This is a genomic window from Stakelama sediminis, from assembly GCF_014199335.1.
GTDB classification, from domain to species: Bacteria; Pseudomonadota; Alphaproteobacteria; order Sphingomonadales; family Sphingomonadaceae; genus Sphingomonas; species Sphingomonas sediminis.
This window is the reverse complement of sequence record NZ_JACIJI010000007.1, coordinates 77899-91538: the sequence shown is the minus strand read 5'-3', so window position 1 is coordinate 91538 and position 13640 is coordinate 77899. Positions and strand designations below refer to the sequence as shown.

The window sequence follows — 13640 nt, the reverse complement described above, 5'->3', positions numbered from 1 at the left end:
GCCGATGACCCTTTCGCTCAACCGCAGAACGCTTGTCACTGGTGCCGGTGCGGCATTTGCCGCCGGTGCGGTTTCCGGCCCCGTTCAGGCCATGCGCGCGATGCAGGGTAAAGCCGGTTCATCGGTTCTTCCCGCGGAATTCCGGGAAATCGAGCGCAGGACGCTGCTCTATTTCCTGAACACCGCGAACTCTGAAAATGGGCTGATCCCGGATCGCTATCCGTCCAAATCCTATTGCAGCATCGCCGCGATCGGTTTTGGTCTGACCGCTTATGGCATCGGCGTACAGCGCGGCTGGATCAAGCGGGCAGATGCACGGCAACGCACGCTGACCACGTTACGCTTTCTGTCGCGCCTGCCGATGGGAAGCGCTGCGCAGGGCGTTGCGGGATATAAGGGGTTCTTCTACCACTTCCTCGACATGAAGACCGGCCTGCGTGCCGGAAAGACGGAGCTTTCGACCGTCGACACCAGTCTGATGCAGATGGGTATCCTGTTCGCCACCGGTTTTTTCGATGGCGACCATCGTGACGAGCGCGAAATCCGCAGGCTGGGCACCGAACTGGTCGAGGCCGCCGACTGGAACTGGTGGCAACAGGACGGGCCGGGCATTTCGATGGGGTGGCATCCCGAGAGCGGCTTCATCGAACGGCGCTGGACCGGATATAATGAGGGTAAGCTGGTCTATGTGCTGGCGCTCGGGTCGAAGCGCCATCCGGCCGCAGACGGTAGCTGGAAGGCATGGACCGCAACCTATCCCTGTTTCTGGAAAGGGGAGGGCGATAAGAGGCGGCTGGCCTTCGCGCCGCTGTTCGGATCGCAATATAGCGAGATGTGGATCGACTTTCGCGGCATCTATGACGCACCGATGCGTGCCGCCGGATTCGACTATTTCGAAAATAGTCGCCGTAACACCTATGCAAACCGTGCCTATTGCACGCAAAACCCGCTGGGATGGCGTGGCTATAGCAAGGATATCTGGGGGCTGACGGCCTGTGACGGGCCGGGTGGTTTCGCCATCGAGCATGATGAGCTGACGCGCAAATATCGCGGCTATTCGGCACGTGGACCCATTAATGAGCCTGACGGGTTCGACGACGGCACGATCGCGCCGACCGCTGCGCTGGGCTCGCTGGCTTTTGCGCCCGAAATTTCGGTTCCGGCGGGACTGGCGATGCTGAAACAGCATGGCGACCGGCTGTTCGGCGAATACGGCTTTCGCGACAGCTTCAATCCCAGCTTCCGTGCCACCGACCGCGATGTGCGCAGCGGTACGGTAGATGCACAGCATGGCTGGGTCGCGAACGACTGGCTGGGAATCGATCAGGGACCGATTCTGGGTGCCATCGCCAACCATGAGGACGATCTGGTCTGGAGCGTGATGCGGCGCAGCCCGAACATCGTTCGCGGCCTGCGGCGCGCGGGCTTTAGCGGCGGCTGGCTGGACAAGGCACCCGCCACGCCTGCCTGATGCGGTTCAGCTTCGATGCGCACGGATGAAGATGTTGGTCGTCAATCGTCCGCGCGCCGGATCGTCGCTGCCGATGAAGCCGGGGGGTATCCGCCCGGAATGAAGCAGCCGGGCTGGATAGGCGACCAGTCGCCCCTCCAGCCCCTCTACCGCGCCGATACAGGTATATCCGCCGCGATTCCCATTGATATAGCCGTGCGGCGCGGGCGTAGTGCGGGCGCTGTTCACGACGCGGTTCAGGCTGGCCTGATCGACCAGTTCGATCGAAGTCGCCTGTTGCCGGTAAAATGCGGTACCCGCATTCGGTCGGACATAATGGAGAACGGCGTAGAGGTCGGGATCGATCGAGTCGAAATGCGGTGCACGCTGGATAGCGGTTAGCGCCTCTGCCGGTGTCGTCACCAGCGAGAAACTGGCTTCTTTCAGGTCGAAACTGTCGATGTCGAACGCACCGCCGATATAGGGTGCCGCTTGCTCCAGCAGTGCCTCGACATAGGCTGTTACGGTACGGTCCTGATGCCGGATGATGCACCGTACACCGGGATAATGGTTGGTCGCGGGCGGAAACGGAGCGAGGCTCGCTGCCAGTGCGACAATGTCGGCTGGCGGCGGGCCTAGCCCGTCGACGCTCAAAACCGGTGCCCGGCTTTTCCCGAAGCGATGCAACCTGGGGAGAATAGCATCGCTTCGGGATCGGCCCGGGGGGCTGGCCTTAGAATTTGTACCGGATTCCTGCCTGGAACCTGCGTGAGTCATTATAGACCTGCCCGTTTTCAATGAGCGGCGCGGGATCGCCCGAGCCTGCACCCCAGGCAGAATAGGTCCGGTTCAGCCAGTTGAACACATTGAACACCTGGAAATCGGCAGTCAGCTTATGATCGCCGTCGCCCCACGGCATGGTGAAGGTCTTGGCGATCTTCAGGTCCAGCCGCTTATAGGCGATAAACGGCTTGGGATAGAATACGCCGCCGAAATTGCCATATGCGGAAGCGCTATCGGGCGTGTCGCCGAACACGACGTTGCCGAAGGACGGGCCGGAAGAGAGGTCGAGCGTGCCCGACAGGGTGAGGCCCAGGGGTGCGCGATAGATGCCGGTGGTGACCAGGTGCCATTTCTCGACTCCGCCGACATAGTTCCAGCCATAGGCGTCCTGCCGCGAGCCGTTGTAGAATTCGTCGCTACTGAGCGCCTGTGCGACATTGCTCTTTGCGAACTGCAGCGTGAGCGTCGTGGTGAAGCCCCAGATGCTGTTGTCGGTAAAGGGTTTTTCGGCCTTGATGTAGAAGGCGTCATATTGCGCCTTACCGTCCGACATGCCGCGATCGAGCTTGCCCTGATATCCCTGCAACTGGCCGCCGCCCGCCGGGCATGCGGCATAGGTCACATCGGAGATATTGTCCTGAATCCACGCATCGCCGCCGGGAGTGCAGCCGATGACGTTTCCGGCGGCGTCCGTCTGCAGATAGCGGGTGTACCAGCCATTGGTGAAATAGTTTGCGCGTACATACTGGAAGATGTTGTGCGAACTGATGTGCGAATAGGTGATCGACGTACGGATCTGCCCGAACCGCTTGCGGATGCCGAAATCGAGCTGGTCGGAGAAGGGCAGGCGGGTTTTGTTGTTGAGTACCCAGACATCGCCGCCATTCGTACCCTGGGTTTTTGCCAGAGCCCGTAGATTTGCCGGATTCAGATAAGCGGAGTTCCATTGCGCACAGTCGGCCGGTGTGAGGCCGTTTCCGGCGCCCTGACTGGCGCCGCCATTGTTGCAGAAATAGACGTTGGCGATCTTGCTGGAGTTGGTCAGCGTTTCAAGCACGCCTTCGATAAACAGGCTGCGGTCGAAATAGCGGCCTACGCCGCCGAAGATCACCAGGCTGCCATCGCCATGGACGTCGTAGGAGACACCGAAACGCGGCTGGATCGCGCCCCATTCCGGCTTACGGTTGCTGCCGGTGGAGATGTAGTTGTTGGGGTCGATGCCGTTGGCGGCCCAGCCCGGATAATTGCGCAAGGCATCGGCAACAGCAGTGGGAGTCACGTAATCGTTGTTGTTGGCGTTGGTTTCCAGATCCCAGCGCAACCCGTAGTTCAGCGTCCAGTGGTCGTCCGGACGCCATTCGTCCTGAACATAGGCACCGATCTGATAGTCCTTCGCCGACACGGTGGGCGAAGACTGAATGTTGATTTTTGCACCATAGGGCTGATCAGTCAGCGGATCGAACGTCCCGCTTGCGCCTGGATTATAATAGAAATACCGGCCATCAAACGCGTTATTGACGGTGCGTGACATGTTCAGCAGCGCAAACTGGCCACCGAACTTGATCGTGTGGTTGCCCGAAATCAGCGTGCTGTCATTCTTCAAGGTGAAGGATTTTACGGCATCCCCCTGATAGAAATAGTGAGCACCAAGCTGTGCGCGTGCCGAAAAGTCGGGATTCATAACCTGACAATTGGTGTTCGCGATCTCATCCGCAGTACAATCGGACGCGCTATAATAGCTGTTATCCAGATTATATTCCGGACCGGTTCCTACCGGCGGCGTTTCCTGCGTCTGCTTGTCATAAGCAATGTTCAGTTCGTTGACGAAATTACCGGCATGGTGTTTCCAGTTGAACTGGAACCGATCCTCATGCGTCAGGATCGTCCGGCCATGCGTCGAAGCCGCATTGGAATCGATATCCGACAGATTGTTCTCACGGCGGATGAACGCTTCAAGATTGACCGTATCGGAATCGGTCGCGAACCAGGTCAGCTTGCCGAAATAGAGCCCCTGCTTGAAATCCTTGTTGTGCGAAATGTTCACCAGATTGGATACAGAGGTCGGGACATTGGTAACAATACCCTGGGTGCCGGGCAGGTTTTCGATCGTTCCTTCGCCGGCAACATAGAAAGTCAGCTTGTCGGGGATGATCGGCCCGCCCAGTTCGCCGCCGAATTGCTTGCGGTTATAGGCAGGTTTCGGGACGCCGTTTTTCTTGTCGAAATAGGGCTGGGTGATGAAGCTGTTCGGCTGAAAATCGATGAAGGCCGAGCCATGGAAGTGGTTGCCGCCGGTCTTAGTGATCGCGGTGATGACCGCCGATCCGGCCTGTCCGGTCTCTGCTCCGAAATTCTGCGTTTCGACATTATATTCCTGAATCGCGATCTGCGGAAACGGGTTCCCCAGACCGTAATTCTGACCGAAGATGCCGCCATGGTTGACGGGGTTCTTCAGGCTCATGCCGTCGATCAGCACATTGACGTTGGATGATGCCACGGCACCCGCCTGCAACTGCGGGGTAGCGCCGCGCGACAGGTTTACGCCCGGTGCCAGGCTGGCGAAGCTCAGGAAGTTGCGGGTATTCTGCGGCAGGTTTTCGATCTGCGCCGGGGTGACGTTGGTCGCAACGGTGGGGGAACGAACATCAACCTGACCACGCGTGCTGGTGACGACGATGTCGCCGCCGGTCGTGCTCTTGCCGAAATTGACGACGCCGGTCTGGCCGATGAAAAGCTGCGTCTGCTGCGGCTCAAGGTTCGCGACGATGACCGTGTAGGTCGAAGGGCGCAGGCCGATGACGCGATAATTACCCTTGGCATCAACCTTTGCCGACGTCTTCTCACCGGTATTGTTGTCGACGATGACGACTTTCGTGCCGGCAGGAAGGCCGGTCACATGACCTTCGAGGGAGGAAGTGCCCGTCTGCGCATAGGCAGGGACCGCCGCTGTCAGTGCAAGCGCCAATGCCGCGCCTGAAACAGAAACGCCGTTGGTGATTCGACGAATTTTGGATGCGTGTGACCGCACTGTTCCTCTCCCTTACCCCAGATTCCGGACATCGCCGGATGGTTTGATTTCTATTCACGACGCATATGGACGCGCGGTCCGCACGAGTCGCGCCGACTAAGAATTCTTCCCTATCGAGAGATGTAACCGGTTACAATAGGCTGTGAAACCGTTTTCAGTTTTTTGCGCAAGCGTGTCTTTATCGTGACACTTTTGGACCGAATGTAATTGAAGGCATTGTTATTGCGGTATTTATAATGCCGGGTGCGCGGGTGGTGGCGGGCGGTTTGCGAATGCGTGCGATGAAATCGGCATGCCCCAGCATCCGGCTGGCGCAGTCGGCAATGACTTCTTCGATATCGTTCAGAAAGGCCTGCCGTTCGGCCGGCGGGATCAGGTCGACCATCGGGTCCGGATTGGCATCCAGCCCCTGACCCAGCAAGACCTGCACCCAGCTTTCCTCGCGGAAAAGCTCCGCCTTGCCATGCTGGAAGAAGCGCGCGCTTTCAGCGAACAGGGCAAGCCGCTGCGACAGGCTTTCAGGCACATCCATGGTACGCAAATAGTTCCAGAAATCGGAATCGTCGCGACGGGTTACCTTGTAATGCGCGATCAGGAAGTCGCGCACATCGGCATATTCGAACGCGCTCTGCCGGTTATATTCTTCGCGGTCGGAAGTCATGAAATTGCGGTCCGGAAACAGCGCGATCAGGCGAAAGATACCGGTCTGGATCAAATGGATGCTGGTCGATTCCAGCGGTTCCAGAAAGCCTGAAGACAGGCCGATAGCGACGACGTTCTTTTCCCATGCGCGTTCCCGGCGACCGGGCTTGAAACGCACCGGCAGCGGGTCTTTCAGCGGCGTCCCGTCGAGACCGGCGAGCAGGCGCGATGCGGCTTCGTCGTCGCTGACATGCGCGCTGGAATAGACCATGCCGTTGCCGAGCCGATGCTGGAGCGGGATGCGCCATTGCCATCCCCATGCATGCGCGGTCGAGCGCGTATAGGGGGTGAGGATCGGTGCATTTTCGCACGGCACCGCCAGTGCGCGATCGCACAGCAGCCAGCGGCTCCAGTCCTCGAACCCGACACCCAGCGCCTGTCCGATCAGCAGCGCGCGCATACCCGAGCAGTCGACGAACAGGTCGCCGCCGAAACTGCGTCCGTCCTCCAGCCGCACGGATTCGACGAACCCGTCTGCTGCGCGCAGTTCGACATGGTCAATTTTGCCTTCGATGCGTTCGACCCCCTGCGCTTCGGCGCGTTTGCGCAGAAAGGCCGCGAACCGCAGCGCATCGAAGTGATAGGCATAGTCGATCCCGGCAAGCGGGGAATCGGGGTCGCGCATGTCGGGCTGGGCAAAACGGTTCATGCGTGCGGCAACGCAGTTGATCGCATAGGCGTCGAGCGGTTTGACCTTGCCCGCCCGTTGCTGCGCCAGCCAGAACTGATGGGCGTGAAGCCACAACAGATCCTGGCCGATGGTGCCGAACCCGTGAATATAGCTGTGCCCCGGTCGCCGCCATCCGTCGAACTCGATGCCCAGCTTGAACGTGGCCTGCGTCTCACGGATCATTTCGGCTTCGTCGATGCCCGCCATCTGATTGAAGATGCGGATCGCAGGAATCGTGGCTTCGCCGACGCTGATCGTGCCGATCTGATCGGACTCGATCAGGCGGATCTTGTATCCGCGCGTGAACAGGCGGGAGAGCAGGGCTGCCGTCATCCATCCCGCCGTACCGCCGCCGACGATGGTGATTTCAAAGTCCTTGTCGTTGTCTGCCATCTTTGTCCTCTTCGCCCGGCGGGGTGTCGGCTGCCGGTTGTACGTTGCCGTCCGGAGCCTGAAAAGAGCGCGCGATAGCGGCGAGGCTGCGTCAGCGCGAGTGCGGTTGCAGTTTTATGTTCGGAAAGGCTTGACAGAATGTGACGTTGTAACATAGCCCGTGCGTTTGATGCATTGCAGCATGGGAGCCGATGTGACGTGAGGGGATATGGGAAAATCGCGAACCTTTGCGATTACCCTGCTCGCGTTGTGTCGGCAGGCATGGGATGATTGAATTTTTCCGTCATCAGATGCACCGGCTGAACGGCTGGTTTCTGGCCGTGCTGCTGTTCGTGCTGGGCGCGTTTCTGTGGCAGAGTTGCCTTACCCAGACGCATCTGCATTTCCGCCTGCCGCCGGTCAGTACTGTGGTTGCCGGGCCATCCGGACAGCCCGCGCATTTTGTGGACCGGCCGGCTCCCTTCGACACTTCGCCGGTCTGCCCAATCTGTCAGGCGAGCGAGACCTCCGGTCACTATCTGGCAGCCTCTCCCGTCGTGGTGTTCCAGCCGGAGCGACAATCCTATCGGGGTGCTCCCGCCACCGTGCTGCGGTCCGTTGCAACCCGCTGGTCGCATGCCTGGCTAAGCCGTGCGCCTCCTTCGCTCCTTCTCTGAATCCGGTTTCTAAACAATTCAGGGGCGTGATTTTCTCGCGCCGCTTTGGGGCAGCGTCCAGCTTTGGGCTGCCCTCAGGGAGTAATGGAGTTTTTATGCGAGTTTCCTTGTTGATCGGCGCGGCCACGGTCGCGCTCCTTCCGCTGGCGGCATCGGCTAAACCGGCCGATCCGCAACCCGGTACGAGTAGTCAGGCCCAATCGGGTGCCAAGGACATCATTGTCACGGCAACCCCGTTTGATCTGGGTGCCGACGAAACCCCGTCGATTTCGGCCAAGGTCGACCGCCAGCAGATTCTCGACAGCGGCGGTGCCAGCATTGCTGATTCGCTGAAGGATATTCCCGGCGTTGCCGCGACAGGCTTTGCCGCAGGGGCCAGCCGCCCGATTATTCGCGGCATGGATGCCACCCGCGTGCGCATATTGGAGGACGGACTGAGCAGTTCGGACGTGTCCGACATCGGTCCCGATCACGGTATTCCCATCGACCCGCTGTCCGCGCGCAGCATTGAGGTGGTGCGCGGTGCGGCTGCCCTGCGCTACGGCAGTCAGGCCATCGGCGGTGTGGTCAATGCGATCAACAACCGCGTCCCGACGTCATTGCCCGACAAGGATCTGTCGGGAGAGATTGACGGCGGTTTCGACAGCGTTTCGGATACTGGACAAGGCTCCGTTCTTGCCGACGGCCGGTCGGGCAATCTGGCGGTGCATGTCGACGGCTATTATCGTCATGCCGACGATTACGATACGCCGCTGGGCACCCAGCAGAATTCGTTCTTCCATGGTTATGGTCAGGCGGTGGGCGCGTCCTATTTCTTCAATGACGATACCCATGTCGGCGTTGCGGTGACGCATTATGATGCACAATACGGCATCCCCAGCGACACGACCTTTATCGACATGCACCAGACCAAGGTGATGACGAAGAACGCGATCGGCTTCGCTTCCGGCCCGTTCAAGTCATTGAAGATCGATGCCAGCTATGCCGATTATGCGCATAATGAGACCGAACCCGACGGCACCGTCGATACGACGTTCAAGAATACGGAATATGACGGGCGAGCAGAATTGCTGTTGCAGCCGATCGGGCCGATCCAGAATACCGCGGTCGGGGTCGAGGTGCAGCGGCGTAATTTCTCCGCGATAGGTGCCGACAGTTCCTACCTGTTCCCGACCGTGACCCAAAGTGAGGCGGGGTACATCTTCTCCAACACGCCGCTCACCGCCAATCTGCGGTTGCAGGTCGCGGGCCGTGTCGAACACGTTCATGTTGAAGGTACGCCTGCGTCCAATATCTTCACGGATCGTGACTTCACTCCGCTCAGCGGCGCAATCGGTGCACTTTATGATCTGGCGCATACGGTGAAGCTGGGGCTGACCTTTTCCAGCACCGGTCGTGCTCCGGCAATTACGGAGTTGTTCGCGCGCGGCGGTCATGATGGTCCGAATACGTTCGAGACGGGCGATCCGAACCTGAAGATCGAGCGGGCGAACTCGCTGGAAGCGACGATCCGCGTCAACAGCGGCAGGTTCCGTTTCGAAGGCAGCGCTTACAGCTCGTGGTTCAACAACTATATCTATGGCGACCTGACCGGCCGGACCTGCGACGATGCGGGCGTTTGCACCACCAGTCCCGACGGCGAGTTGAAGGAACTCTTCTATCGCCAGCAGGGTGCGCATTTCCGCGGACTGGAGGGGCAGGCGTCCATTGATTTGGTCAACGGGACAAGCGGCAGTCTTCGCGTAAAGGGGCTGGCGGATTATGTTCGCGCCACGCTGGACGACGGCAGCAACGTGCCGCGCATTCCGCCTTATCGTTATGGCGGGGGTATGACCTGGACGGGCAAGATGCTGGATGCCGGTTTCCTGTTCCTGCACAATGGCCGTCAGGATGAATATGGCGCGTTCGATACGCCGACGCCGGCGTTCAACGACCTGAGCGCGCATATGACGATAAAGCCGTTCCGGAAGCGGCCGGGCATAGCCTTCTCGGTGATCGGACAGAATCTGACCAACGATGTGCAGCGTAACGCCGCCGCTCTCAACAAGGCGGAGGTGATTGCGCCGGGCCGTAATATCCGGTTGCAGATGAAGCTCGCATTCTGACGTTTCGGATAGATGGGCGGGGAGGAGGCAATGCTTCCTCCCCCGCCTTTTTTGGTTGGCGTTGCACGGTTCGAAAGCGCATATCGCGACGGATTCGAGGTGACAGGGAGATAAGTCGGATGGACAGGCCGTTGGTATCGCGCATGGCATTGGTGGCACTGACCGCGGGATTGCTGGCTGCGGTGCCTGCGGGTGCGCAGAAACTGGACGCAGCCTCCGACGACCCGCAAACCGTACTCTTCATCGGCAACAGCTTCACCTATGGCGCGCATTCGCCGGTATGGAAATATCGCGATACGACTGTGGACGATCTGAACGACGATCATGTCGGTGGCGTGCCCGCCCTGTTCAAACTGTTCACGCAGGAAGCGGGACTGCACTACACGGTCAGTCTGGAAACCTCCGGCGGCAAGAATCTCGAATGGCATTGGGACAATAAGCGTTCGCTGGTCGATCGTCCGTGGGACCATGTCGTCATGCAGGATTACAGCACGCTGGACCCGCAGCATCCCGGCAATCCGCAAAAGACCATCACCTATTCCGGATGGTTCGCCAAAATGTTCAGGGCAAAGAACCCCAAAGTGGACGTCAGCCTGACCGCAACATGGTCGCGGCCTGATCAGACCTATGTGCCGGGCGGTGCCTGGTATGGAAAGCCGATCACCCAAATGGCGCTGGATGTCCGGCACGGCTATGATCTGGCGGCGCAGGCGTCGCCGGATATCGACCGGGTGAACCCGGTAGGACAGGCATTCAATTGCGCCATGGCGGCAGGCGTGGCCGACCCCGATCCCTATGACGGGATATCCTATGGCAAGGTCGATCTGTGGGCATGGGACCATTATCATGCCAGCCGGTTCGGCTATTATCTGGAAGCGCTGACCGACTTTATCGGCATCACCGGCTATGATCCGCGCCGGTTCGGCAAGACCGAAACGGCGGCCGACGAACTGGGCATATCCCCCGACGATGCGGTTCGGCTGCAATATATCGCCTGGGCCGAAACCCATGGGCAGGATTGCAAGACGGTGTTGTCCGGGATGCCTGCTTCCTGAAGCACGGCGCGGCTATACCCGACGCAATGCGCCGGTTGCGCCTTCCTTTTCAAGAATTTCCAGCCAGTCGGCCAGTGCATTGCGGAACGCATCGTTTGCAGCCAGCGACGCCGGGAAGATTGCGTCGAGCGCCAGCAGTGCCTCCATCCGTTCTTTCGCCGTGGCGCACCCGACGAGCGCTGCAGCGGTGCGGTTCGCCATCGGATCGTCGACGGTAAAGCCTTTGCCTGCGTCATCGACGCCGCCCTGCCAGCGCATCCATGCCGCCACCGCCAGCGTCAGCGCGGGGGACTCAAGTCCCTTTGTCGTGCGATCGGCAATGGGGGCAAGCAGGCGCTGCGGCAGTTTTTGCGAACCGTCCATCGCGATCTGGCGGGTGCGGTGCTGCAACGCGCTGTTGGTGAAACGCTGCATCAGGTCGCGGCGATAGGCTGCGATGTTGAGTTCGGGCGGCGGCGACAGTGTCTGCTCCGCTTCGTCCCATAGCGTCTCGACGAAATGCTTGCCTTCCGGGCGCTCGACGAACTGGTGCACAAAGTCGATGGTCGCAAGACTGCCCAGATAGGCGATTCCCGAATGCGAGCCGTTCAACATTCTCAGTTTTGCGTCTTCCCAGGGCGGTACCGATGCAGTGAGCTGTACGCCAAGCGCTGCAAAGTCTGGCCGATCGCCGGCAAACCTGTCTTCGATGACCCATTGGGTGAAGGGTTCGGTTTTCACCATCGCACGGTCTTCGGCACCCAGCATCTCCGACAGTGCGGCGATGTCATCGGGCGTGGTGGCGGGAACGATGCGGTCCACCATGGTTTGCGGAAACGCGCCTTCGCTTTCTATCCACCGGGCAAGATCGGCATCATGGGCGCGCGCAATTGCCAGTACAGCCCGTTCCAGTCTGCGACCGTTATGGGGAAGATTGTCGCAACTGATCGCAGTAAAGGGCGGCAGACCCGCTGCGCGACGCTTCGCCAGCCCTGCGACCAGAAAACCGGGAGCAGTACGCGGCGCGTCGAGGTTCGAAAGGTCGGCGGCAACATCGGCATCTTCGGTCATCAGGGCGCCGGTGGACGGGTCAAGCTTATAGCCTTTTTCGGTAACGGTCAGCGTGACGAGATGCACGTCCGGCGCCGCGAGTGCTTCGACTACCGCAGCCGGATTTTCTGGCGCCACCAGCACATCCCGGACCGCGCCGACGATATGGGCGTCCTGCTGCTCCCCGTCGCGCACGAGCAGCGTGTAGAGGCAATCCTGCGGTGCCATCTGATCGCGGACCCCGCCGGATCGCAGCGATACGCCGGTGATGCCCCAGCGCAGGTCGCCGTCCGTCAATGCGCGATCGAAATAAGCCGCCTGATGCGCGCGATGAAAGGCGCCGATGCCCAGATGCACCACACCGGTGCACACCGACGAACGATCATAGGCAGGCGTGGTAGCGATACCGGAAATCGATGGCAGCGATTTTTCGGAGAGGCGGTCGGACATGACGGCGATCCTTTACGGAACGGTTCGAAAAAAAGGCAGCGTGGAGAAGGTCGCCCGCAAGCCTGTTGAATTGGCGCGACCGGACATATGGTGCCTGAGCCGATACGTCCACCATCTGCGGTCGATACGGTGCGCGCCTCTTTCATTCATATCCCGCCTGCGCCATGTGGGAGGCGGACCATGAATCACGTAAGGACGCCCGCCATGAAGACCCGCGCCGCCGTAGCATTTGAAGCGAAGAAGCCGCTGGAGATCGTCGAACTGGACCTTGAAGGCCCGAAAGCGGGCGAGGTGCTGGTCGAAATCATGGCGACCGGCATCTGCCACACCGACGCCTATACGCTGGACGGGCTGGACAGCGAGGGACTGTTTCCCAGTGTGCTGGGCCATGAAGGCGCCGGGATCGTGCGGGAAGTGGGTGCGGGCGTCGAAAGCGTGAAGCCGGGCGACCACGTCATTCCGCTCTACACGCCGGAATGTCGCCAATGTAAATCCTGCCTGAGTCAGAAGACCAATCTTTGCACCGCAATCCGCGGCACGCAGGGCAAGGGGCTGATGCCCGACGGAACCAGCCGGTTTTCGTACAAGGGACAGCCGATCTATCATTATATGGGCTGCTCGACCTTCTCCAACTTCACCGTCCTGCCCGAAATCGCGGTGGCGAAAATCCGTGAGGACGCGCCGTTTCAGACGAGTTGCTATATCGGTTGCGGCGTCACCACCGGCGTCGGCGCGGTGGTCAACACCGCGAAGGTGGAGCCGGGCAGCAATGTCGTGGTGTTCGGGCTGGGTGGCATCGGCCTGAACGTCATTCAGGGCGCGAAGATGGTCGGTGCCAACCGCATTATCGGTGTCGACATCAACCCTGACCGCGAGGAATGGGGCCGCAGGTTCGGCATGACTCATTTCCTCAACAGCAAAGGTATGAGCCGCGAGGAAACCATTGCGAAACTCAACGAGCTGACCGACGGCGGCGCGGACTACAGCTTCGACGCGACCGGCAATACCGAGGTGATGCGCACCGCACTGGAATGCGCGCATCGCGGCTGGGGCGAATCGATCGTCATCGGCGTCGCGGAAGCGGGCAAGGAAATCAGCACCCGCCCGTTCCAGCTTGTCACCGGACGGGTGTGGAAAGGTACCGCGTTCGGTGGTGCGCGCGGGCGGACCGATGTGCCGAAGATCGTCGACTGGTATATGGACGGCAAGATCGCCATCGACCCGATGATCACGCACGTTCTCAGCCTCGAAGAGATCAACAAGGGGTTCGACCTGATGCACGCGGGCGAAAGCATCCGCAGCGTCGTGGTCTATTAAGG

General features: G+C 60.1%; 9 protein-coding genes. 5 read left to right on the top strand and 4 right to left on the bottom strand.

The window, feature by feature from the left end; all coding sequences use genetic code 11:
* Window positions 1-4: 4 nt before the first annotated feature.
* Window positions 5-1471 carry a glucoamylase family protein gene (locus FHR23_RS14560; protein ID WP_184005445.1) on the top strand — a complete coding sequence of 489 codons (1467 nt, stop codon included), beginning with the start codon at window positions 5-7 and terminating at the stop codon, window positions 1469-1471.
* A 6-nt stretch (window positions 1472-1477) separates the two neighbouring features.
* Here FHR23_RS14560 and FHR23_RS14555 read toward each other — a convergent pair whose 3' ends face one another.
* From FHR23_RS14555 to FHR23_RS14545, 3 genes are all read right to left on the bottom strand, one after another.
* Entirely contained in the window at window positions 1478-2227 is a 750-nt protein-coding gene (locus tag FHR23_RS14555; RefSeq protein WP_281377251.1) for a DUF6445 family protein, read from the bottom strand.
* Complete coding sequence (locus FHR23_RS14550) at window positions 2184-5261, bottom strand: outer membrane beta-barrel protein (RefSeq protein ID WP_184005441.1); 3078 nt, start codon at window positions 5259-5261, stop codon at window positions 2184-2186. The genes FHR23_RS14555 and FHR23_RS14550 overlap by 44 nt, the downstream gene beginning before the upstream one ends.
* A 178-nt stretch (window positions 5262-5439) precedes the next feature.
* Window positions 5440-7026 (bottom strand): tryptophan halogenase family protein, encoded by a 1587-nt coding sequence (locus FHR23_RS14545; protein WP_184005439.1) that lies wholly within the window; start codon window positions 7024-7026, stop codon window positions 5440-5442.
* A 266-nt stretch (window positions 7027-7292) separates the two neighbouring features.
* On the opposite strand from FHR23_RS14545, the gene FHR23_RS14540 reads away from it, so the two are divergent.
* The 3 genes from FHR23_RS14540 (at window position 7293) to FHR23_RS14530 (ending at window position 10842) form a co-directional block, all read left to right on the top strand.
* Complete coding sequence (locus FHR23_RS14540; protein ID WP_184005437.1) at window positions 7293-7682, top strand: hypothetical protein; 390 nt, start codon at window positions 7293-7295, stop codon at window positions 7680-7682.
* 95 nt (window positions 7683-7777) lie between these two features.
* On the top strand, window positions 7778-9787 hold the full coding sequence (locus FHR23_RS14535; RefSeq protein ID WP_184005435.1) for a TonB-dependent receptor: 2010 nt from the start codon (window positions 7778-7780) through the stop codon (window positions 9785-9787).
* Between the two features lie 119 nt (window positions 9788-9906).
* Window positions 9907-10842, top strand: a complete 936-nt coding sequence (locus FHR23_RS14530) for a PEP-CTERM sorting domain-containing protein (protein ID WP_184005433.1) — start codon at window positions 9907-9909, stop codon at window positions 10840-10842.
* 12 nt (window positions 10843-10854) lie between these two features.
* Here the strand turns inward: FHR23_RS14530 and FHR23_RS14525 are convergent, their stop codons facing one another.
* Entirely contained in the window at window positions 10855-12321 is a 1467-nt protein-coding gene (locus FHR23_RS14525; RefSeq protein WP_184005431.1) for a mannitol dehydrogenase family protein, read from the bottom strand.
* 204 nt (window positions 12322-12525) lie between these two features.
* Between FHR23_RS14525 and FHR23_RS14520 the strand changes: the two genes are divergently transcribed.
* On the top strand, window positions 12526-13638 hold the full coding sequence (locus FHR23_RS14520) for an S-(hydroxymethyl)glutathione dehydrogenase/class III alcohol dehydrogenase (protein ID WP_184005429.1): 1113 nt from the start codon (window positions 12526-12528) through the stop codon (window positions 13636-13638).
* Window positions 13639-13640: the final 2 nt, after the last annotated feature.